This is a genomic window from Brenneria corticis (genome assembly GCF_003115855.1).
Lineage (GTDB): Bacteria > Pseudomonadota > Gammaproteobacteria > Enterobacterales > Enterobacteriaceae > Brenneria > Brenneria corticis.
In genome coordinates, this window is the sequence record NZ_KZ819087.1 from 44338 (window position 1) to 67223 (window position 22886).

General features: G+C 57.7%; 18 protein-coding genes. 10 read left to right on the plus strand and 8 right to left on the minus strand.

The genetic code is table 11. The features are described 5' to 3' along the window. Positions 1-54 precede the first annotated feature (54 nt). Both araA and DDT56_RS17530 read right to left on the minus strand, forming a co-directional pair. A complete protein-coding gene (gene araA / locus DDT56_RS17525) occupies positions 55-1563 on the minus strand; it encodes an L-arabinose isomerase (RefSeq protein ID WP_136167711.1) in 1509 nt (502 codons plus the stop codon). Between the two features lie 37 nt (positions 1564-1600). Next, positions 1601-3286: a ribulokinase gene (locus DDT56_RS17530; RefSeq protein ID WP_136167712.1), complete on the minus strand. Its 1686-nt coding sequence runs from the start codon at positions 3284-3286 to the stop codon at positions 1601-1603. Positions 3287-3663: 377 nt separating this feature from the next. Here DDT56_RS17530 and DDT56_RS17535 point away from each other — a divergent pair, with 377 nt between their 5' ends. The 6 genes from DDT56_RS17535 to DDT56_RS17560 all read left to right on the plus strand — a co-directional run bounded on the left by DDT56_RS17535 (position 3664) and on the right by DDT56_RS17560 (position 10578). Next, positions 3664-4647, plus strand: a complete 984-nt coding sequence (locus tag DDT56_RS17535; protein WP_136167713.1) for an arabinose ABC transporter substrate-binding protein — start codon at positions 3664-3666, stop codon at positions 4645-4647. Positions 4648-4752: 105 nt separating this feature from the next. Beyond that, positions 4753-6276: an L-arabinose ABC transporter ATP-binding protein AraG gene (araG, locus tag DDT56_RS17540; RefSeq protein ID WP_136167714.1), complete on the plus strand. Its 1524-nt coding sequence runs from the start codon at positions 4753-4755 to the stop codon at positions 6274-6276. 18 nt (positions 6277-6294) lie between these two features. Then, positions 6295-7302 carry an L-arabinose ABC transporter permease AraH gene (araH, locus tag DDT56_RS17545; RefSeq protein ID WP_246856809.1) on the plus strand — a complete coding sequence of 336 codons (1008 nt, stop codon included), beginning with the start codon at positions 6295-6297 and terminating at the stop codon, positions 7300-7302. 63 nt (positions 7303-7365) lie between these two features. Next, the gene (gene araC, locus DDT56_RS17550) at positions 7366-8301 is read left to right on the plus strand and encodes an arabinose operon transcriptional regulator AraC (protein ID WP_136167715.1); all 936 of its coding nucleotides are present in this window, start codon (positions 7366-7368) and stop codon (positions 8299-8301) included. A gap of 98 nt (positions 8302-8399) precedes the next feature. Further along, positions 8400-9446, plus strand: coding sequence for an oxidoreductase (locus DDT56_RS17555; RefSeq protein ID WP_136167716.1), 1047 nt, complete (start codon positions 8400-8402; stop codon positions 9444-9446). A gap of 103 nt (positions 9447-9549) precedes the next feature. Further along, complete coding sequence (locus tag DDT56_RS17560; protein WP_136167717.1) at positions 9550-10578, plus strand: bile acid:sodium symporter family protein; 1029 nt, start codon at positions 9550-9552, stop codon at positions 10576-10578. A 139-nt stretch (positions 10579-10717) separates the two neighbouring features. Here DDT56_RS17560 and add read toward each other — a convergent pair whose 3' ends face one another. From add to manA, 4 genes are all read right to left on the minus strand, one after another. Beyond that, entirely contained in the window at positions 10718-11740 is a 1023-nt protein-coding gene (gene add, locus DDT56_RS17565; RefSeq protein WP_136167718.1) for an adenosine deaminase, read from the minus strand. An 82-nt stretch (positions 11741-11822) separates the two neighbouring features. After that, on the minus strand, positions 11823-12797 hold the full coding sequence (locus DDT56_RS17570) for an arsenic resistance protein (protein WP_136167719.1): 975 nt from the start codon (positions 12795-12797) through the stop codon (positions 11823-11825). A 107-nt stretch (positions 12798-12904) separates the two neighbouring features. Beyond that, a complete protein-coding gene (locus tag DDT56_RS17575; RefSeq protein ID WP_136167720.1) occupies positions 12905-14467 on the minus strand; it encodes a YdgA family protein in 1563 nt (520 codons plus the stop codon). Between the two features lie 63 nt (positions 14468-14530). Continuing rightward, positions 14531-15703 carry a mannose-6-phosphate isomerase gene (gene manA, locus DDT56_RS17580; RefSeq protein WP_136167721.1) on the minus strand — a complete coding sequence of 391 codons (1173 nt, stop codon included), beginning with the start codon at positions 15701-15703 and terminating at the stop codon, positions 14531-14533. A gap of 165 nt (positions 15704-15868) precedes the next feature. Between manA and fumC the strand changes: the two genes are divergently transcribed. Further along, positions 15869-17266 (plus strand): class II fumarate hydratase, encoded by a 1398-nt coding sequence (gene fumC, locus DDT56_RS17585; RefSeq protein WP_136167722.1) that lies wholly within the window; start codon positions 15869-15871, stop codon positions 17264-17266. A 57-nt stretch (positions 17267-17323) separates the two neighbouring features. On the opposite strand, the gene tus is transcribed toward fumC, so the two are convergent. After that, entirely contained in the window at positions 17324-18256 is a 933-nt protein-coding gene (gene tus, locus DDT56_RS17590; RefSeq protein WP_136167723.1) for a DNA replication terminus site-binding protein, read from the minus strand. Between the two features lie 109 nt (positions 18257-18365). Further along, positions 18366-19607 (minus strand): MFS transporter, encoded by a 1242-nt coding sequence (locus DDT56_RS17595; protein WP_210417044.1) that lies wholly within the window; start codon positions 19605-19607, stop codon positions 18366-18368. 132 nt (positions 19608-19739) lie between these two features. Here DDT56_RS17595 and DDT56_RS17600 point away from each other — a divergent pair, with 132 nt between their 5' ends. The 3 genes from DDT56_RS17600 (at position 19740) to bioD (ending at position 22861) form a co-directional block, all read left to right on the plus strand. Then, positions 19740-20633, plus strand: coding sequence for a LysR family transcriptional regulator (locus DDT56_RS17600; RefSeq protein ID WP_136167725.1), 894 nt, complete (start codon positions 19740-19742; stop codon positions 20631-20633). A 146-nt stretch (positions 20634-20779) separates the two neighbouring features. Continuing rightward, on the plus strand, positions 20780-21997 hold the full coding sequence (gene mlc, locus DDT56_RS17605) for a sugar metabolism global transcriptional regulator Mlc (RefSeq protein ID WP_136167726.1): 1218 nt from the start codon (positions 20780-20782) through the stop codon (positions 21995-21997). Positions 21998-22186: 189 nt separating this feature from the next. Then, complete coding sequence (gene bioD, locus DDT56_RS17610) at positions 22187-22861, plus strand: dethiobiotin synthase (protein ID WP_136167727.1); 675 nt, start codon at positions 22187-22189, stop codon at positions 22859-22861. Positions 22862-22886: the final 25 nt, after the last annotated feature.

Here is a 22886-nt window from a genome sequence, read left to right on the forward strand (position 1 = left end):
CCGCTTGCGCGGGCATAATGGCAGGAAGTTGCAGATTGCAGTGCAGACGACGGGCTAGTAGCGGCCGCCGAGCCGGTAATACGCCTCGTTCCAGCGCAGCGCGTCTTTGAAAGCCGGAAGCCGGGTATCGTCGTCAATCACCAGTAATTCAATGTCCTGCATTTCAGCGTACAGGCGCAGATAATCCACGTCCAGCGCCTGGCTGAACACCGAGTGGTGCGCGCCGCCGGCCAATATCCAGGCTTCCGCCGCCACCTCCAGCGACGGACGGGCCTGCCAGATGGCGCGCGCCACGGGGAGTTTCGGCAGCGGATGGGGCTGTTCAATGGTATCCACCAGGTTGACCAGCATTCTGAAGCGTCCTCCCATATCGATAACGCTGGCGTTGAGGGCGCGACCGGGCGGCGTGGAGAAAATCAGCCGGGCGGGGTCGGCTTTGCCGCCGATGCCCAGATGCTGCGCGTCCAGAATGGGTTTCCGCTCTTTGGCGATGCTGGGACAGACTTCCAGCATATGGGAACCGACCACCAGATCGTTGCCGTTTTGGAAGTTGTAGGTGTAATCCTCCATAAACGAGGTGCCGCCGGGCAAGCCGTCCGCCATCACCTTCAAGATGCGCAACAGGGCGGCGGTTTTCCAGTCGCCTTCGCCGCCGAAACCATAGCCTTGCTGCATCAGGCGCTGTACCGCCAGCCCCGGCAGCTGCTTCAGTCCATACAGATTTTCAAAATCGGTGGTGAAGGCTTTATAGCCGCCCTGCTGCAGAAAACGCCGCAACCCCAGCTCGATTTGCGCCGCGTCCAGCAGGTTTTGCCGATTGGGGCCATGAAGCTTTACCGCATCCGTCAATTGATAGCTGGCTTCGTACTCTTCAACCAGCGTAGCGATATCGCCCTGGGAGACGGCATCAATCACGCTGGTCAAATCCCCCAGTCCCCAGGCGCTGACGGAATAGCCGAAGCGGATCTGCGCGCCGACCTTATCGCCCTCGGTGACCGCCACTTCGCGCATATTGTCGCCAAAGCGGGCCAGCTTCAGCCCTTTGCTTTCCTGGATCGCCGCCGCCACCCGCATCCATTTGGCGATGCGTTGATGGGCCTGGCTATCCTGCCAGTGGCCGACCACCACCTGGTGCGGCAGGCGCATGCGCGCGCCGATAAAGCCGAACTCCCGGCCGCCGTGGGCGGTCTGGTTCAGGTTCATAAAATCCATATCCATGGTGTCCCAGGGGATTTGCGCGTTGAACTGGGTATGGAATTGCAGTAACGGCTTATGCAGAATGCTGAGCCCGCCGATCCACATCTTGGCGGGGGAAAAAGTATGCAGCCAGACCAGCAGGCCGATGCAGCTATCCTGATGGTTGGCGTCGCGGCACAGCGCGCCGATTTCGTCCGCGGTTTTTACCAGCGGCTTAAGCACCAGCCTGACCGGCAGGCGCGCGTCCTGATTCAGACCGGCGACGACTTTTTCCGCATTCTCTGTTGCCTGACGCAAGGTTTCCGCCCCATAAAGGTGCTGACTGCCGATAACGAACCAGACTTCGAGGGATGTAAAATGATCCATGGTTACTCCTGTTTATTCCCGGCGGGAAAAGAAGACATTACGCGTCGGCCTTGAACCGGGCGCCGTAAGCCGGTTCAGCCGTGCGGCACCACTGCTGGTATCGCTCATAAAGCCGCTGATAGCGGGCGACGCGCCGGCTATCCGGCGTCAACGTTTGCTCGACGCCGCTGGACATCCGCCGCTGCGCGCCGGGGATATCGCCATGGACGCCCGCGGCGACGGCGGCGAAGATGGCCGCTCCCAGCGCGCAGCACTGGTCGGAGGCCACAATTTGCAGCGGGCGATTCATCACATCGCTGCAGACCTGCATGATGGCGGGGGATTTGCGGGCGATGCCGCCCAGCGCGAGAATGTTGTCAACCGGTACGTCCTGGCTTTCAAAGCACTCCATAATGGCGCGGGCGCCGAAGGCGGTGGCGGCGATAAAGCCGCCAAACAGCGTCGGCGCGTCCGTGCCCAGATTAAGGTCGGCGATAACGCCTTTTAACCGCTGGTCGGCGAAAGGGGTCCGGCGTCCGTTAAACCAGTCGAGCACCACCGGCAGATGATCCAGCGAGGGGTTTTCGACCCAGGCGTGGGTGAGCCGCTCAAGCAGGCCGGCTTCCGCGGCCTGCAGCGGTATCATCAACTGCGGGTCATCGGCGATCGCCTGGCGCAGCGGCCAGCTCAACAGGCGGCCGAACCAGGCGTACATATCGCCAAAGGCGGACTGTCCGGCTTCCAGCCCGATAAGGCCGGGCACCACGCTGCCGTCCACCTGGCCGCAGATCCCTTTGATCGTGCGATCGGCGATGCGCGCTTTATCGGCAATCAGGATGTCGCAGGTCGAGGTGCCGATCACCTTAACCAGGGTATAGGGCTGCGCCCCGGCGCCAACGGCGCCGACGTGGCAGTCAAAGGCGCCGCCGGCGATAACCACGCTTTCCGGCAGGCCGAGCCGCGCGGCCCATTCGGCGGTGATGGCGCCGACGGGCGCGTCGGCGGTCCAGGTGTCGGTAAACATCGGGTATTGCAGCCTTTCGCTCAGGCGGGGATCGAGCGCGTGCAGGAAGGCTTTGGGCGGCAGGCCGCCCCAGTCGGGGTGCCACAGCGATTTGTGCCCGGCGGCGCAGCGGCCGCGTCTGATGTCGCCGGGGGCCAGGGTGCCGGAGAGCAGGGCGGGCACCCAGTCGCACAGTTCGATCCAGGAGACGGCGGCCTGCCGCACGGCCTCATCCTGGCGTGAAACGTGCAGTATTTTGGCCCAGAACCACTCCGATGAGTAGACGCCGCCAATATAGCGGGTGTAATCCGCAAACCGGCCGCTGTGGCACAGGCTGGTGATCGCTTCCGCCTCCTCTATTGCCGTATGATCCTTCCACAGCACGAACATGGCGTTGGGGTTGGCGGAAAACTCGGGGCGCAAGGCCAGAATCGTCCCCTGCTCGTCGATGGGGGCGGGGGTGGAGCCGGTGGAATCGACGCCGATGCCGACGATCCGCCGGCGCTGCGCCGCGCTCAGCCGTTCCACCACGGCGCGAATGGCCTGTTCCAGCGATTCAATATAATCCAGCGGGTGGTGGCGGAACTGGTTATTCTCCGGCCGGCAATAGTTCCCGGCGCGCCAGCGCGGGTAATACACCACCTCAGTGGTCAATTCTTGCCCGGTCCGGCAGTCAACGGCCAATGCGCGCACCGAATCGCTGCCGAAGTCGAGGCCCAAGGTAATCGCGTCCGCGTTCATCGCTCCGCTCCTGTCAATTCCGCCTTTGTTTATAGCCGTATACGATAGGCGGGCATTAACGCGGGGCGTGAGGAGCGGTTAGCTGGAAGTATGCATTTTCCTGCCGCTCGCCGTCATTCTGTGATGCGCGTCAAAAGTTAATGACTGGTTAAATTTGCTAAATATATGCACAAACCTGTCGTTGTTCGGGGATGTGATAACGCTCGATATTCTTGCTGAAAATAACCGCTAAAACATACAGCGTCTGAATGCTGCTGAGTAAAGGAGTGCCATCAACGCCGTGCTTTTCCTTTATCCCGACCGGAAATGCCTTAATGGAACCGATTACACATCCAGGATCCTCTGACGTGTAAAAAATAACTATAGCGGAGAACATCATGCATAAATTCACTAAGCTGCTGGCGACGATTGGGCTGGCCGCGGTTATGTCACAATCGGCTATCGCCGATACATTGAAACTGGGGTTTCTGGTTAAACAGCCGGAAGAACCCTGGTTCCAGACGGAATGGAAATTTGCCGACAAGGCGGGAAAAGATCTCGGTTTCGAGGTGATCAAAATCGCCGTCCCGGACGGCGAAAAAACGCTTAATGCCATTGATAGCCTGGCGGCCAGCGGGGCGAAAGGCTTCGTGATCTGTACTCCCGACCCCAAATTAGGGGCGGCGATCGTCGCCAAGGCGCGCAGCTATGACCTTAAGGTCATCGCCGTGGACGATCAGTTCGTTAATGCCAGAGGCGAGCCGATGGACTCGGTGCCGCTGGTGATGATGGCGGCCAGCAAAATTGGCGAGCGCCAGGGGCAGGAGCTGTGGAAGGAAATGAATAAACGCGGCTGGAAGGTTGAGGAAACCGCGGTGATGGCGATCACCGCCAATGAGCTGGATACCGCCCGGCGCCGCACCACCGGCTCGATGGAGGCATTGAAAGCCGCCGGTTTCCCGGAAAAGCAAATCTATCAGGTTCCCACCAAATCCAACGATATTCCGGGGGCGTTTGACGCCGCCAACTCGATGCTGGTTCAGCATCCCGGCGTGAAGAACTGGCTGATTGTCGGCATGAACGACAACACCGTGCTGGGCGGCGTGCGGGCGACGGAAGGTCAGGGGTTCAAGGCGCCCAACGTGATCGGCATCGGCATCAACGGGGTGGATGCGGTGAGCGAGCTGTCGAAAGGCCAGGCCACCGGTTTCTACGGTTCGCTGCTGCCAAGCCCGGATATCCACGGTTATAAAAGCATCCAGATGCTGAATGAGTGGGTAACCAACGGCGTGGAACCGCAAAAATTCACCGAAGTTACCGATGTGGTGCTGATCACCCGCGACAACTTCAAGGTCGAACTGGAGAAAAAAGGTCTGCTGTGACGGCCGGCGGGACAGGGAGGTCCGGGCGTTTGCCGCCGGTTTCCATCCCCGTAGCGGCGGGGACGACCGGTGCGATGGCGAGTGGTTAACTATGAGGAAACGGAAATGACGGTACAGTCACCCTATTTGTCGTTTCATGGCATCGGCAAGGAATTTCCCGGCGTCAAGGCGCTGGCGGATATCAGCTTTTCCTGCCAGGCGGGGCAGATCCACGGCTTGATGGGGGAAAACGGGGCGGGTAAATCCACGCTGTTGAAAATCCTGAGCGGCAACTATTTGCCTTCCGCCGGGGAAATCCATATCCAGGGGCGGCCGGTGCGCTTCAATAGCACCATGGATGCGCTGAATGCCGGCGTGGCGATTATTTATCAGGAGTTGCATCTGGTGCCGGAAATGACGGTGGCGGAGAATATTTACCTCGGTCAGCTGCCGCACAGGTACGGCATGGTGAATTATTCGCTGCTGCGTTATGAGGCCAAACTGCAGCTTGAGCACCTGGGACTGGATATCGACCCCGACACGCCGCTTAAATACCTTTCCATCGGCCAGTGGCAAATGGTGGAGATCGCCAAGGCGCTGGCCCGCAACGCCAAAATCATCGCTTTTGACGAACCCACCAGTTCGCTATCCGCCCGCGAAATCGAACAGCTGTTCCGGGTGATCGCCGAATTACGCGGCGAAGGGCGGGTGATTTTGTACGTCTCGCACCGCATGGAGGAGATTTTCGCCCTGGGCGACGCCATCACCGTGTTTAAAGACGGCCGCTATGTGCGCACCTTCGACGATATGCGCCAGGTGGATCATCAATCGCTGGTGCAGGCGATGGTGGGCAGAAACCTTGGGGATATCTACGGCTATGCGCCGCGTCCGCACGGCGAGGAGCGGCTGACGCTCAAGGAGGTTAAAGCGCCGGGAGTGAAATCGACGGTGTCGCTGCGGGTACGCCAAGGGGAAATCGTCGGGCTGTTCGGCCTGGTGGGCGCCGGGCGCAGCGAACTGCTGAAGGGGATATTCGGCGCGACCCGCATCACCGGCGGAGAAGTGCTGCTGGATGGCGAACCGCTGACGGTGACGTCGCCCATTGACGCCATCCGCCAGGGGGTGATGCTGTGCCCGGAAGATCGCAAGTCCGAGGGGATTATCGCCGTGCATTCGGTGCGCGACAATATCAACATCAGCGCGCGGCGCAAGAGCCTGAAGGCCGGCTTTATCATTAATAACCGCTGGGAAAAGGAGAATGCGGACAAGCGCATTCAGGCGCTGAACATTAAAACCCCCAGCCCGGCGCAGCTGATGATGAATCTTTCCGGAGGTAATCAGCAGAAGGCCATTTTGGGGCGCTGGCTGTCGGAAGAGATGAAAGTCATCCTGCTGGACGAGCCGACGCGCGGCATTGACGTCGGCGCCAAGCACGAAATCTATCACGTCATTTATGAGCTGGCTAAGCAAGGCATTGCCGTGCTGTTCGCTTCCAGCGACCTGCCGGAAGTGCTCGGACTGGCCGACCGCATCATCGTGATGCGTGAAGGCGCGGTATCCGGCGAACTGCTCCACGATGAGGCCACTGAGCAGAAAGTGCTGAGTCTGGCAATGTTGCGAACCCCCGATATCGAAGCCGCGGTTGCCTGACCGCCAAGGAGTATAGCTATGCCAACAAAAATTCTGCCGTCCAATGAGGATGCGGCCGCAACCCCGGAGAAGCGGAAAGCCGGCTCCGGGATATCCCGCATTTGGGATAACTACGGCATGCTGGTGGTTTTTGCCGTGCTGTTTCTGGGGTGCGCGATTTTTGTGCCCAATTTCGCCAGCTTTATCAATATGAAAGGGTTGGGACTGGCGATATCCATGTCCGGCATGGTGGCCTGCGGCATGTTGTTTTGCCTGGCTTCCGGAGATTTTGACCTCTCCGTCGCCTCGATTATCGCCTGCGCCGGCGTGACCACGGCGGTGGCGATCAATATCACGCAAAGCCTGTGGCTCGGCGTGGGCGCCGGACTGTTGCTGGGCGTGGCGTTCGGCCTGCTTAACGGCTTTATCATCGCCCGGCTCAGGATCAACGCGCTGATCACCACGCTGGCCACGATGCAGATCGCCCGCGGACTGGCTTATATTATCTCGGACGGTAAAGCGGTCGGCATTGAAGACGAACGTTTCTTTGCGCTGGGCTATGCCAACTGGCTGGGGCTGCCGGCGCCCATCTGGATCACCGCGATCTGCATGACCTTGTTCGGGCTGCTGCTGAATAAAACCACTTTCGGGCGCAATACGCTGGCGATCGGCGGGAATGAAGAAGCCGCGCGTCTGGCGGGGGTGCCGGTGGTGCGCACCAAAATCATCATCTTCGCGCTTTCCGGCCTGGTCTCCGCCGCGGCGGGCATTATTCTGGCATCGCGCATGACCAGCGGCCAGCCGATGACCTCGATCGGTTATGAACTGATCGTGATTTCCGCCTGCGTGCTGGGCGGCGTGTCATTAAAAGGCGGCATCGGCAAGATTTCCTACGTCGTCGCCGGGGTGCTGATTTTGGGGACCGTGGAAAATGCGATGAACCTGTTGAATATTTCACCGTTTTCGCAATACGTGGTGCGCGGTTTGATTCTGCTGACGGCGGTGATTTTCGACCGCTACAAACAGCTGGCCAAGAAGACCCTGTAAGCGCCGCCGCTATGTCCGCGCAGGCGTACGCGACCAGTCGTTAGCTAAAGCTCCGGAGGTTGGATGTATCACCGTGTGGCGCATGAATCCCAGTCAAATCCGTTACTACCGGGTTACGCGTTTAACGCCTACCTGGTCGCCGGATTGACGCCGATCCTGGCGGACGGCCCGCTCGACTTCTTTATCGACCGTCCTGACGGCATGAAGGGCTACATCATTAATCTCACCATCAAGGGGCAGGGACAGGTTTTTGCCGGTGACGACGCCTTTTATTGCAATCCCGGCGATTTGCTGCTGTTTCCGCCCAAATCAACGCATTTTTACGGCCGCTCGCCGGACAGCGACTGCTGGTATCACCGCTGGGTCTATTTCCGCCCGCGGGCCTACTGGGCCGACTGGCTGGAATGGCATACCCGGCATTGCGGCGTCGGGCGTCTGAGCCTGCCGAATAACCCGCTGTTGCTGGAGTTCGATCGCCTGTTCGCCAATATTGAGCAGACGCAGCGTTCAGGGCGGCGCTTCTCGCAAGAGCTGGGGATGAATCTGCTTGAGCGCTTGCTGCTAAGGGCGATGGAAGAAGATCCGCAGAGCCCGCAAAAAATCATCGACCCGCGCATCATCGAAGCCTGCCAGTTTATCACCGGCAATCTGGCGGGAGAGTTGCGTATCGACGAGGTGGCCCGGCACGTCTGCCTGTCGCCGTCGCGGCTGGCGCACCTGTTTCGCGAGCAGGTCGGCATCAATATCCTGCGCTGGCGGGAAGATCAGCGGGTGATCCGCGCCAAGCTGCTGTTGCAAACGACGCAGGAGTCCATCGCCAATATCGGCCGGGTGGTCGGCTATGACGACCAGCTCTATTTTTCGCGGGTATTCCGTAAACGGGTGGGCGTCAGCCCGAGCGATTTCCGTCGCCGCAGCAGCGAAATCAACTATCCGGCGGCGAAAACGCCGGAAACGACGCCTTGGGAGGGCGGAACGCCAAAAATCGCCGGCAGGTAGTCAAGGGCGAAATGAGAAAATCCCCGTTAAATAGGCCGACTTTGCGGTGCTATACTCAGTTCACATCACCAATTAGAAGCGGCCAAGGGGGAATTTTCATGAGTGATAACGTTCGTGTCGGGTTACTGGGATACGGCTATGCGAGTAAAACGTTTCATGCGCCGCTGATCGCCGGGACGCCTGGCCTGGAGCTGGCGGCGGTTTCCAGCAGCAATGCGGATAAAGTCCGCGCCGACTGGTCGACAATCCGGGTTGTGAGCGATCCGCAAACGTTGTTCAACGACCCGGATATCGATCTTATCGTTATCCCCACGCCGAACGACACCCATTTCCCGCTGGCCAAGCAGGCGCTGGAAGCGGGCAAGCATGTGGTGGTGGATAAACCGTTTACCGTGACGTTGTCACAGGCCCATGAGCTGGGGCTGCTGGCGGAACATACCGGCAGGCTGCTGTCGGTGTTTCATAACCGCCGTTGGGACAGCGATTTCCTGACGCTGAAACATTTGTTGCATACCGGGTCGCTGGGCGATGTGGTCTACCTGGAATCCCATATTGACCGTTTTCGGCCGCAGGTCCGCCAGCGCTGGCGCGAAGACGGCAGCGAAGGCAGCGGTATCTGGTACGATTTGGGGCCGCACCTGCTGGATCAGGCCCTGCAGCTATTTGGATTGCCGGTCGCCATTCAGGTCGATCTGGCGCAGCTGCGCCCCGGCAGTAAAGCGACGGACTATTTCCACGCTATCCTGATTTATCCTCAGCGCCGGGTGGTGTTGCATGCCAGCATGCTGGCGGCGGCGCCGTCGGCGCGCTATATCGTCCACGGCACGCGCGGCAGCTTCGTCAAATTCGGCCTCGATCCGCAGGAAGATCAGTTGAAGGCCGGTGAGCGTCCGCCGCAGGAAAACTGGGGACAGGATCGGCGCGACGGGGTGTTGACGCTGCATCATGACGGCGTGGTGGCCGATCAGGCCGTGCCGACCCTTGCCGGCGACTACCCGGCTTATTATGCGGCGATCCGCGATGCGTTAAACGGCAAGGGAGAGAATCCGGTAACGGTTCATCAGGCTATCCAGGTAATGGAACTGATAGAAGTGGGATTGATATCCCATCAGCAGAAAAAAGTGATGACGCTGAAAAATAGCTAGATTTGTCGATTTTTATCGCAGATAGTTAACGTTCGGTTTAAGCAGGCGATCTCAGGATCGCCTGTGCTGTTTCAATCGGGCGTAAAAAAGAAAAGGATGAATAATGGGGTGGCTACAGCGATTGCGCATCGACAAATTTTTGCTGGTATTGGTTTTAGTGGTGATCACCGCATCGTTTTTCCCCTGTGAGGGCGCCGCAAAGGTCTTTTTTGAATACCTGACCACGGCCGCCATCGCGCTGCTGTTTTTTATGCACGGGGCAAAGCTGTCGCGGGAAGCCATTACCGCCGGGATGGGGCACTGGCGTCTGCATCTGGTGGTGTTCGCCAGCACCTTTTTACTCTTCCCGCTGCTGGGGATGGGCATGAGTGTTCTGGTGCCGGCGGTATTGACGCCGACGCTCTACCTCGGTTTTCTGTACCTGTGCGCCTTGCCGGCGACCGTACAGTCGGCCATTGCCTACACCTCGATGGCCGGGGGCAACGTCGCGGCGGCGATTTGCAGCGCCTCGGCTTCCAGTATCCTGGGCGTATTTCTGTCGCCGATTCTGGTCGGCCTGCTGATGCACACGCAGGGCGGCGCGGAGACGGATACGCTGCACGCCATCGGTTCCATTATCATGCAGCTGATGGTGCCCTTTGCGGCGGGACATTTATCCCGCCCGCTGATTGCCCGATGGGTGGTTCGCCATCGTAAATTAATCAATATTACCGATCGGTCATCAATTCTTCTGGTGGTTTACGTCGCCTTCAGCGAAGCCGTGGTGCAGGGGATCTGGAGCCAGATTAACGGCTGGTCGTTGCTGGCGGTGGTGGGGGTTTCCATCGTTTTACTGACCATCGTGCTGGTGGTGAATACGCTGGCGGCGCGCAAGCTGGGCTTTAATATCGCCGATGAGATCACCATCGTATTCTGCGGCTCGAAGAAAAGCCTGGCGAATGGCATTCCGATGGCCAGCGTACTGTTTCCGGCGGCGACGGTGGGGGTGATGGTTTTGCCGTTGATGATTTTCCATCAAATCCAGCTGATGGTGTGCGCGGCGTTGGCGCAGCGTTACGCCAACAGGATAAAGCGCGCCGAACAGGCATCCGCGACGACGGAAAAAACGGCGAGCAAAGCGGAGCAAAAATAGGGCGGCCTATGCCGCCACAGAGCGTTGACAAATTAGGCACTCCAAATCCGTCATCCCCGCGCAGGCGGGGATCTCAGCGACACCGAACCGCTTGTGCAAGCAGGTCCCCGCCTACAACCGCGGGGACGACGGCGGTGCGTCATGCCTGCGACGCCGCGCCGCGTTTGCGCAGCACTTTCTCCCGCAGCCGTTGCTTTTCCTGTTCGCTGATAAAGGCGATATCCAATCCGTTTTCCTGCGCCCGCCGGGTCTCTTTGGCGGTCAACCCCGCCAATGGCGCCGCAACCTGATACTCGTGGCGGATTTCGATGCCCTGTACGGCAGGATCGTCGGTATTAATCGTGGCGGGAATACCGTGACGCAGAAAATGTAACAGCGGGTGCCGATCCAGCGACTCCACCGTACTGGTCTGGATATTGGAAGTCAGGCAGGATTCAATACCGATGCCGTTTTCCGCCATATACGCCATTAGCCCGGTATCGATAATGGCGGTAACGCCGTGGCCGATCCGCTCGGCTTCCAGCTGGTTGATGGCCTGCCAGATACTTTCAGGACCGGCGGCTTCCCCCGCGTGCACGGTAATGCGCCAGCCGGCGTCACGGGCCTGCCGGAAATGCGATGAAAAAAGCTCGCCGGGATACCCCAGCTCATCGCCGGCCAGATCGAGGGCGACAATACGGTCGCGATGGGCCAGCAGGCCGTCCAGCTCCTGTTGGCAGGCCTCGGTGCCGAAGGTGCGGCTCAGGATGCCAATCAGACGGACATCAATGTCGAGATCGCGGCTGCCCGCGGTCACGCCGTCAATCACGGCTTCCACCACGCCGGCAATCGGCAGCCGATGGTTCATCGCCATATAGTAGGGAGAGAAACGCAGCTCCGCATAATCCAGCCCGGCGTTGACGGCGTCTTCAACATTTTCATAAGCAACGCGGCGGCAGGCATCCAGCGACCCCAGAACGGCAACGCCCCAATCCAGCTTTTGCAGAAAGCTCAGCAAATCCGGCTCGGTTTCGGTCACTTGAACATGAGGGCGCAGTGAGGTCAGGTCATTGGCGGGTAAGGCGATGTTGAACTGGCGGCCCAGTTCCAGGATGCTCTGTGCCCGGATATTACCATCCAGGTGGCGATGAAGATCCGTTAGCGGGAGTTGCAAATCAATCATGGAGTACTCTTGGTATCAGTAAGCCGGGCCGTGGCCCGTTAAGTGCGGTGAAGTATAAAAACAAATGCCGGTCACGGCAAATTCAGTCGGATAAGCGGGATGGCGGCGCGGTCAGCCTGGGGATCGCCCGGATATAAATCAGCTCGCTTAACAATTCCACCAGGGGCTGGGTGATGATAATGGCCGGCAGCAGCGGGATGGCGCCGGGGATGGCCAGCGCCAAAGGCAAAACCACCAGAGAGTTCCGCGTCCCGGCGCTGAAGGCCACCGCGCGCCCGCCGGCCGGCTCAAGACGGAATACCTTGCCCGTCAACCATCCCAATACCGGGGCGACGATAGCGAACAGCGCGTAGAACGGAACGGCGCTCAGCACCATCGGCCAGGTGGTCTTAAGCTGAGGAATAACGGAGATCACCACCACGAATAACACCAGCGCGGTGGCGGGAACCGGCAGAAAACCGAGCCGGTCGGCGAACTTATCCACGGACGGCAAGCGGGATGCTCCCCATTGCACCAGCCCGGCCAGCAGCAGGGGAATCGCAATCAACCAGATAAAGGCGTGGAAAAACGGCGCGATATGAATAAGCCCGGCCGCTTCCCGGCTGAGAAACAGCCCGAGGTAAAACGGCAACGCCAGCATTTGCACCACCAGCAGCGCGGGGGTGGCGGCCAGCAAACTCGGGGCATCGGCGCGGCCGAGATGAGAGAAGGTCACCACGTAGTCGATACAGGGGGCGAGCAACACCAGCAGCATGCCCAGTCGGATAAGCGGGTCGGCGGGAAAATAAGGAATAAGGCAGGCCACGAACAGCGGTATAACGATAAAATTGGCCGCCAGCAGGGCGCCAAGAAAGCGGACCTGGGTCAGACTGCGCTTTAGCGACGTTAACGGCACCTGCAAGAAAGTGACGAACAGCATCAATGCCAGCGCCGGATTGATCGCCGCGCCCAGTTTTTCCGTACCGGGCAGCAACAGGGCGGTTACGCCTGCGGCGATAACCGCGATAAAGTAGATGGCGCTCTGACGTTCTTCCATGAATGCTTTGTATTTTTGCATGCTCAATCTCTAAAGCGCCGCTATGCGACGGCCCGGTAGGGTGGCGCGCCATAAAAAATGCCGGTGGCGGTCATAAAACCGCCACCGGTTGATCCCCTTATTGCCGGTTACTGCGCAGGCGGCGCGAGGGGCGGCACTACCGGCGGCACCTGTGGTTCCTGCGGCGCTTCATCGCTTTCGCCGGGAATGGTGATAAACGGCGCAATAAAGTCCGTCAGGGACATTTTGTTGCCGTTGAAATCAACCTGGCCGTCCGCATACTGCAATGAACTGGTGATGGCATTGTCCTTGGTGACGGTAACCTGATTCATCTGGCCGATGCTTGCCATCATCTGCGCCTGCTGCAGCGCCAGTTGCTCGGCTTGCGCCTTCTCTTCATCGTTTGCCGGCTGTTGTTGTCCGGCCTGCACCATCAGCTCCGCCAGCATGGCCAACGGTACGTTTAATTGGGCGTCCAGCTTGTTAAGCGACTGGCGGATGATTTTTTCTTCATCGGAAGCGGCCGGATCGGTTGCTTTCGCCGTGTTCTGCAGGGGATCGGTCAAGTCCATAGCCAGCGTGAACGTGCTTTCCCCTTTAGCGTTTTTCCAACTGACCGGGGAGAGGGTGATATTGGGGTTGCCTTTCAGCAAATCAGGCAAATGTTGCAGCAAAACCATGGCGACTTCGTGCTGGTAGACGTCCGGATCCAGCCCTTGCGGGTCTTGTAAAAGCTGCTGAGCCTTTTTCTGATACTCGGCGGCGAAACGCTTGGCGCCTTCGCCGTCAAGCCGGGAAAAAGCGAGCTGCAGATTTCCCGAGCCGAGATTACGCTCGCTGACGGCCAGTGATTCCAGCGTCAGGGACAATTTGCCCGCCAGGTTCTTCTCGTCTTCGGTGACGCTGCTTTGTACCGCGAAATTATTCAGCGTAACCGGTTCGCCGCCTTCAACGGTAAATTTCAAGGTCTTGATGGTCGCCTTGCCGTCGCCCAGATTAAGGTCGAATTTACCTTTGTGGTTGGCCGTATCAAGCGAGAAATCATTGATGCTGACCTGCTCGGTTTCACCCCACGGATTTTTCTTTTCCAGCAGCAGGCTGTTAACGGTTCCCCCCAGCGCGCTGCGGCGCAAATCGCTGGCGACGTCCAGCTGGAGTTCGGTGCCGCTGAAGGAGAATTTCTGATCGGCGCCCTGATAGTCGACCGGGAGCAGCGTCACCGCTGAACGGGTATCGCCGCTGTAGGCCACGCGGGTTTCGGCCGAGATAAAGGGTTTATTCTGGGTAAGATCGAACAGCGGTTTAACCACCGGCGTATTCGCCAGTTCGCTATGCACCGACGCCATCGCCGGCAGCAGATTAAACCGCTTGAGCTGCGCTAACGGGAACGGACCGTGAGAAACCGACTCATTGAGCACAATCTCCTCGCCGGGGGCGAGGATTTGCGTCCCTTTGGCGGTACCGTCGGCTTGCAGCACGTAGGCCAGTTTACTGCTGAAAATGCCGCCCTGATAATCGCGATACACCAGTTTCAGTCCGGCGTCCGGATAGGACGATTTGAGTTGTGTATTAATATCGTCGGTAAATTCATCAATATGCTGAGCCAGCTGTTTACCGGTGTACCAGGAAGCGCCTGTCCAGACTGCGCCCAGAGCGATAATAACGCTGGCGGCAATTAACGACTTCTTCATTTTATTCATCCTTTATTGAAAACACGTCCCGATTCTTCAAGACGAGAGGGTATATACCGGTCATCACCGATTAAATACGCGGGCGATGCGCCCTTGTCCCTGAACCCATACCGGCGATTCACCGGCGGAAATAAAGCAGGATTCGCCCGCCTTGAGCCTGATCTGCTGCCGCTCTTTTTGCAGTAACGCCTGACCGTCGACGCAGAAGACAATAGCGGCGCTGCTCTGGCTGAGCGTTTGCGCTTCATCGCTCAGGTTATGCAGGGAAAAGGCGAAATCATCCACCGGAATAGGGAAGCTTAGCTCATTTCCCTGCCTGATGGGGGCGGTCAATAAATCGGCGGCGGGTTTGGCGGCAAATTGCACGTTGTCCAATAACTCCGGAATATCAATGTACTTCGGCGTCAGGCCTGCCCGCAGCACGTTGTCCGAATTCGCCATGACTTCCAGCGCCACGCCGTTTAAATAGGCGTGCGGCGTTTGGGCGTATAAAAACATGGCCTCGCCCGGCTGAAGCGTAATGACATTAAGCAACAGGGGGGAAAACAGGCCGCTGTCGTGCGGATAAAAGCGCGTAATGTCCCGAATCGTTGCCCAGGGTTCATGCTGTTGGCTGTTCAGCGCGGCTTTTAATACCCCCAGCGCGCGCTCTTTTTGTTCGCCGCTCATGCTCAGCAGGTTGGCAAACAGCATGGAGAGATTTTTGTCGTCCGGCTGTTGCAAAAAAGCGCTGATGGAGGGATGAGCGCCGGCGACCGGCGCTAACAGCGCGGCAATTTCAGATAATTCCCGAAAGCCGTTCAGCGCCTGAAAAGGGGTGAGCGCAAAGACCAGTTCCGGCTTGTGATTGGCATCCTTATAGTTTCTTTCCGCGGCATCCAATGGGATGCCCGCCGCATTTTCCCTGGCAAAGCCCCGTTCCGCCGCCGATTTGCTGGGGTGTACCTGAATGGAAAGCGGCTGCTCCGCGCACAGCACTTTAAATAAAAACGGTAATTCGCCGAAGCGCCGCGCCACGTCCGCGCCAAGGTGCGAGGAGAGGTCTGCGGCAATCACTTCGCGCAGATTGCGCTCATTGCCTTTTTCATCAACGACGAGGGAACTGCTCTTCGGATGGGCGCCCATCCATAGTTCAGCCATTGGTAAATCATTAGGATTTTCAATGCCGTATAGCTCAGTTAAAGCGTGTTTGCTGCCCCAGGCGTAGTGCTGGACGCGATTGAGCATTTTTTGCATGATGGATTCCTGAGGTTATATAACCGTTGATTAAAATAATTCCAATAGTTAATAAAATGATTGGTGAAGAATACGCGGCATCGACTCACACCATGTTAATGTTTTATGTGTCACTATTCCAGGCAGTGCTACTTTCATCATTCAGAATGATAAGGAGAAAAGGCAATGACAACGACGCGTATTGAAAAAGACTCAATGGGGCCGATTGACGTTCCTGCCGACCGCTTATGGGGCGCTCAGACGCAGCGATCGCTTGAGCATTTCCGTATTTCAGAAGAAAAAATGCCGCGCGCGCTGATTTATGCGCTGGCGCAGACCAAACGCGCCGCCGCCAGCGTTAATATAGACCTTAAGCTGCTTCCGGCGGATCGCGGCAACGCCATTATAGAGGCCGCCGATGAAGTCCTGGCCGGCAAGCATGGCGACGAGTTTCCGTTGGCCATCTGGCAAACCGGCTCCGGCACCCAAAGCAATATGAATATGAACGAGGTGCTGGCGAACCGCGCCAGCGAACTGCTGGGCGGGGAGCGGGGGAGCGACCGGCTGGTCCATCCCAATGACGACGTCAATAAAAGCCAAAGCTCCAACGACGTTTTTCCCACGGCGATGCACGTCGCGGCGGTGGTGGCGATTAATGAACACCTTATCCCTGAGTTGAAGGTGCTGCATCAGACGCTGGCGGCGAAAGCGGAAAAGTTTAAAGACATCGTAAAAATCGGCCGCACCCATCTGCAGGATGCCACGCCGTTGACCTTGGGACAGGAAATTTCCGGCTGGGCGGCCATGCTGCAACACAGCCTGAAGCATATCCAGGACAGCGTGCCCCATCTGGCCGAACTGGCGCTGGGCGGAACCGCCGTCGGCACCGGGCTGAATACCCATCCGGAATATGCCGTGCGCGTCGCCGCCGAACTGGCGCGCCTTACCGGCCAGCCGTTTGTCACCGCGCCGAACAAGTTCGAGTCGCTGGGCACCTGCGACGCGCTGGTTCACGGACATGGCGCATTGAAAGGGTTGGCGGCGTCATTGATGAAGATTGCCAATGACGTGCGCTGGCTGGCTTCCGGGCCGCGCTGCGGCATCGGCGAACTGAGCATTCCGGAAAATGAACCCGGCAGTTCCATCATGCCCGGTAAAGTCAATCCCACGCAGTGTGAAGCGGTTACCATGCTGAGCAGTCAGGTGCTGGGCAATGACGTCGCCGTCAATATCGGGGGCGCTTCAGGCAACTTCGAACTCAACGTCTACCGTCCCCTGGTGATTCATAATTTCCTGCAGTCCGTCCGTCTGCTGGCCGACGGCATTAAAAGCTTTAACGACCACTGCGCCGTCGGCATTGAGCCGAATCGTGAGCGTATCGATCAGCTGCTGAACGAATCGCTGATGCTGGTTACGGCGCTGAACACCCATATCGGTTATGACAAGGCCGCTGAAATCGCCAAAAAGGCGCATAAGGAAGGACTGACGTTGAAAGCCTCCGCGCTGAAACTGGGCTATCTCACCGAAGAGCAGTTCGATGAGTGGGTTCGGCCTGAGGATATGGTCGGCAGTCTGAAAAGCTGATTGCGCTACGCTGTAGTTTGCCTGCCTGCCGGGGAGCGATCTCCGGCAGGCGTCGTTTTACGGCGCGTCGGTGTACAGGTGCAGGCGGGGGATCAGCAAACGCAGCGGCGTCGCCTGTGGTTTATGTTTATGCTTTATGTTGTTGGCATCATAGTTATTCAGCCCGCCGATAACCGGAACTTCGCCGCCGCTCTCCTGCTGGCACAGCACCAACAGCGGAGACGGGCAGGGATGCTGCACCTGCTTCTGCCGTTGCGCGTACCAGACTCTGGCGATGGGCTGGACTTTGACCGGCCGCTTTATCTTTAGCGTCGCCCGTTGCGGCAATCGCAATAGGGTTTCGATCTCCCGCTCCACTAATCCCGCCCACTGTTCCTTGCTGTACGGCGCCGGGCCTCTGCCGGCCTTCAGGCTTTTTTGCAGTTTCTCCAGCAGTTCGGCGCGCGTCATGTTTTTGATGATATGTTTATTCGCCCATCCAAAGCGTACCGACGTCGGGTTGACGATGGGCGTCAGCGTTCGGTAGGCGCTTAGGGTGATCAGCCCGCGCAGATGGGTATGCACAAACTCAAAGCGCTGTTCTGGCTCCAGCCCCGACTCCACGGTCACTATCTGTTCCAGCTCTTTCTTCAGCCCATTGATATCGGCGATAAGCCGTTGCGCCTGTTGATACTGGTGGTGGTCGACGGAAAAACAGAGCGCGCCGGGAAGCCGGATGGCGGCTTTGCTGCTGATGGTCTCCGGGTAGTGGTGGATAAACAGGCGTTGAAAATGCGCCAGTCCTAATTCGCGCGCTTCCTGGCCGACGTACTGTTGCACGGCGATTTGCGAGATGGCGTCGTGCTCGGCGCCTTTTTCGATATCGGGCAGGGAATAAACCCGGCCCGCCAGCAGTCTGAACTCGGCAAATTGCGTCTGCATCAGGGCCAGTTTTTCTTCCAGCGCGGCAAAGCAACGGTGCATACGGTCAATCAGCGTATAACGGTCCATGGCGTTATCTATCTTAGTTACAACATACTAATAGTTATAATACCAATCCCCGCCGGCAGCAACCGTGATTTGGTTCGCCTGGCAGGGATTAATCGGGCAGGGGGTGAAATCAGGCCAATTGTTTCAGGCGGAAGCTGACCGCCAGGGCGACCAGCAGCAGGGATGCCAGAAAGGCGGTGATGCCCGGCCAGCCGTAAGCGTGCCAGAATACGCCGCCCAGCGTCCCGGCCAGGCTGGACCCCAGATAATAGCAAAACAGATACATGGATGAAGCCTGGCCTTTGGCCCGGCGCGCGCGCTGGCCAATCCAGCCGCTGGCGACGGCATGGGCGGCAAAAAAACCGGCGGAATAGAGCATCATGCCGATAAACACGCACGCCAGCGGGCTTAAGGCGGTAACGCCCAGTCCCAGCAGCATCAGCCCGATGGAAATGCCGAGCACCGGTCCCCGGCCGTAGCGGGAAGTCAGTGCCCCGGCTTTAGGCGAGCTGTAGCTCCCGGTCAGGAAAACCACCGACAGCAGGCCGACAATCGACTGATTGAGCAGGTAAGGGGATTCCAGCAGGCGATAGCCGATATAGTTGAAGAGGGTAACGAACGAGCCCATCAGCAGAAAGCCCTGCAGAAACAGTAACGGCAATCCGGCGTCGTGCCAGTGCAGTTTCGCATTCAGCCACAGGGTTTTGGGACGCAAAGAGCCGGCGCGGAAATGGCGGGAGTCGGGCAAAATTTTCCAGAAGGTTAATGCGGCGATTAACGCCAGAACGCCGATCGTCCCCACGGCAATCCGCCAGGGGAAATAGTCGCTCAATACGCCGCTGACCAGCCGTCCGCTCATGCCGCCGATGGAATTACCGCTGATATAAAGCCCCATGGAGAAAGCCAGCACGCTGGGGTGGATCTCTTCGCTCAGGTAACTCATGGCGACGGCCGCCACGCCGCTGAGCGATAGGCCGATCATCGCCCGCATAATCAGCACCCCTTGCCAACTGCTCATAAAGGCGCAAATAAGCGTGCAGGCGGCGGCCAGCATCAGCGAGACCGTCATCACGTTCTTGCGTCCGAGGGTATCGGACAAGGGGCCGGTAAACAGCAGCCCAATCGCCAGCGTGACCGTTGATACCGAAAGCGACAGGCTGCTGGCGGCCGGAGAAATGGCGAAATCCTGCGAAAGAAGCGGCAATAGGGGCTGTACGCAGTAAAGCAGGGCGAAAGTGGCGAAGCCGGCGGAAAACAGAGCCAGTGTCACGCGCATAAACTGCGGCGTGCCGCGTTTGATATAGGGTGATTTGCCGGTTGCGATAGGTTTGGGGGAAAGCGCTTCCACATCGGTGCTGATGGAAGCGGGCATAGAAGGCGATGCCGGAGATGACGGGGTACTCAAAATAAATCCAGATTTAGGAAAAGAATGAATACGGCGATCATAGAAGAGCTATATTATTTTGTATAATATATTAATAATCATGATTGATACTTATAAGATATGAATATCGAATTACGCCATCTGCGTTACTTTATTGCCGTTGCCGAAGAACTGCATTTTGGCCGCGCGGCGGAGAAATTGCTGATTTCGCAGCCGCCCCTCAGCCAGCAAATACAGATGCTGGAAGAGCAGGTGGGCGCCAGGCTGCTGGAGCGTAATAACCGCAATGTGCGGATGACGCCGGCCGGCGAAATGTTTTTAAAAGAGGCCTGGTCCATTATCGCTCAGGTCAACCAGGCGGCGGAGCGCGCCGCGCGCATCGAGCGCGGTGAAATAGGCGAACTGACGATTGGTTTTACCTCGTCGGCGCCCTTTATCAAAAAAGTGTCCCGCAGTCTGCTGCGCTTCCGCCAATCCTATCCGCAGGTGCATATTCAGATGATGGAGCTGAACACCAAGCAGCAGATCGAACCCTTGTTGAACGGCAAGCTGGATATTGGCGTGATGCGTAATAATCCGCTGCCGGACGCCCTTGAGCATCAGCTGTTGCTGCACGAGGCCCTGGTTGCGGTAGTGCATGAGGAACATCCGCTGGCCGGGCAGTCAAACGGGCCGATCGGTATTCGGCAATTGGCGAATGAGCCTTTCGTTTTCTTTTCGCGCACCGTCGGCACGGCTTTATATGATGAAACGCTGACGTTATTGAAACGGTACGGTATTCACCCCTATATCACCCAGGAAGTCGGCGAAGCCATGACCATTGTCGGTCTGGTTTCATCCGGGCTGGGCGTTTCCATTCTGCCCGCCTCGTTTATGCGCATCAAAGTCGACGGGGTGAAATATCTGCCGCTGGCCGAGAGCGATGCGATTACCGAAGTATGGCTGGTTACCGCCCGTAATCGGCCGTTAAAAACCGCGGCGCAGACGCTGATTTCATTGATGCTTAACAGATAATATTTGCAATATGTGCGTTAAATCACATAACGAAGCAAATATTTGACGGCATTGGCGAAAAGCCCCACCATGCCCTCAGTTTTTTATTTTGCAGCGTGAAAAATAAATGCGGTAGCAGCGATAACCATAGAGTAGGAGCCAGGTTTGTGATTGCCGACGGTCAGCCAGGACATATCGATCAAATTAAACAAATCAATGCCGGGGCGGTGTACCGATTGATCGACAAATATGGCCCGATATCACGTATTGAACTGTCCAAGCGCGCGCAGTTGGCGCCTGCCAGTATCACCAAGATTGTACGCGAACTGCTGGAAGCCCATCTGGTGCAGGAAACGGAATACCAGGATATCGGCAGCAGGGGACGTCCGGCCATCGGTCTGATCCTTGATACCGAGGCCTGGCACTACCTTTCGGCGCGCATTAGCCACAACGCCATCACGCTGGCGCTGCGCGATCTGAGCAGTAAGCTGGTGGTCGAGGATAGCGTTCCTCTTCCCGTCGAACATCCGCAACCTTTACTCCAGCGCATTCTGAACGAAATCGACCAGTTTTTTATCCGGCATCAAAAGCGGCTGGAGCGGCTGACCGCCATCGCCATCACCGCGCCGGGCATGATCGACGCCGTCACCGGCGTGATCCACCGCATGCCGTTCTATGACGTTGAAGAGATGGCGATAGGGCCGTCCCTGGAGCAGCGCACCGGGCTGCCGGTCTTTGTACAGCATGATATCTGCGCCTGGACCATGGCGGAGGCGCTGTACGGCGCATCCCGCGGCTGTCAGAACGTTATTCAGGTGGTGATTGATCATAATGTCGGGGCGGGGGTGATTACCGGCGGGCGTATTTTGCACGCCGGAAGCCGTAATCTGGTGGAAATAGGGCATACCCAGGTGGACCCTTATGGTAAACGCTGCTACTGCGGTAATCACGGATGCCTTGAAACGGTCGCCAGTACGGAAAGCATGCTGGAGCTGGCGCAGCAGCGCATGAGTTCATCAATGAGTTCACTGCTGCATGGCTCGCCTCTGACGGTGGAGAGTCTCTGTGAAGCGGGGCTGAAGGGCGATCAGCTGGCCAGGGATATTATTAACGACGTCGGCATTAACGTCGGCCGTATCGTCGCTATTATGGTTAACTTATTTAATCCCGATAAAATTTTAATCGGTTCCCCGCTAAATAAAGCGGCCAGTATTTTATATCCGGCGATGATGGGATGTATTCATCAGCAATCTTTTCCTCCTTATAGCCACAATATCCAGGTAGAAGCGACCCGGTTTTATAATCAGGGCACCATGCCCGGCGCCGCGTTGGTCAAAGATGCGCTGTATAACGGTTCATTATTGGTGAAACTGTTGCAGGGTTAAACGCGCAGCTTCTTTTCCCCCGCGCATCGCCGTTTTCCAATGCGCAGGGTCGGAGAAACAAAATATTGAACTAACTTGAGCTAACGCAAGCTGCCCGAATGGCGCATCGCCTAGACTTTTACGCTTGGAAAGCATTTTTTTTGCAGTGCTGGTTATTTTTCTTTTCAGGTGGCCTCCGGAGTTTTTCTTATGTTGAAACGCATTTTTGTTACAGGCACTGATACCGCGGTCGGTAAAACCGTCGTATCCAGAGCGTTATTGCAAAAACTGGCAATGACCAACAAACCGGTGGCGGGCTATAAACCGATAGCAAAAGGATGTGTGGAAACGGAAGAGGGGCTGCGGAATAAAGATGCGCTGCTGCTGCAGGCCGCCTCTTCGCTCGATTTACCCTATGACAGGGTGAATCCCATCGCGCTGCGTGAAGATGAAATCAGCGCCAGCGTGCATCCCGTTGATTACAGCGCCATGACGCAGGGCTTGCATTACCTATGCGGCGTCGCCGACGTGGTGGTGGTCGAGGGCAGCGGCGGCTGGCGCACATTGATGAACGATCTGCGCCCCTATTCCGAATGGGTGGTGCAGGAGCAACTGCCGGTGGTTTTAGTGGTCGGCATTAAGCTGGGTTGCATCAGCCATGCGTTATTAACCGCTCAGGCGATTATTAATGACGGATTACCGCTGGTGGGCTGGGTCGCCAACCGGATTAATCCGGGGCTGGCGAATTACGCCGAAATCATTAGCGCGCTGCGTAAAAAAATTCCCGCTCCGCAACTGGGCGAACTGCCTTATTTACCCCGGGCCGAGCAGCGCGACTTATCTTCCTATATCGACCTTTCCGCGGTGAATGACTCATCGCGATAATATGTTCCGCCCGGCATCGGTTTGA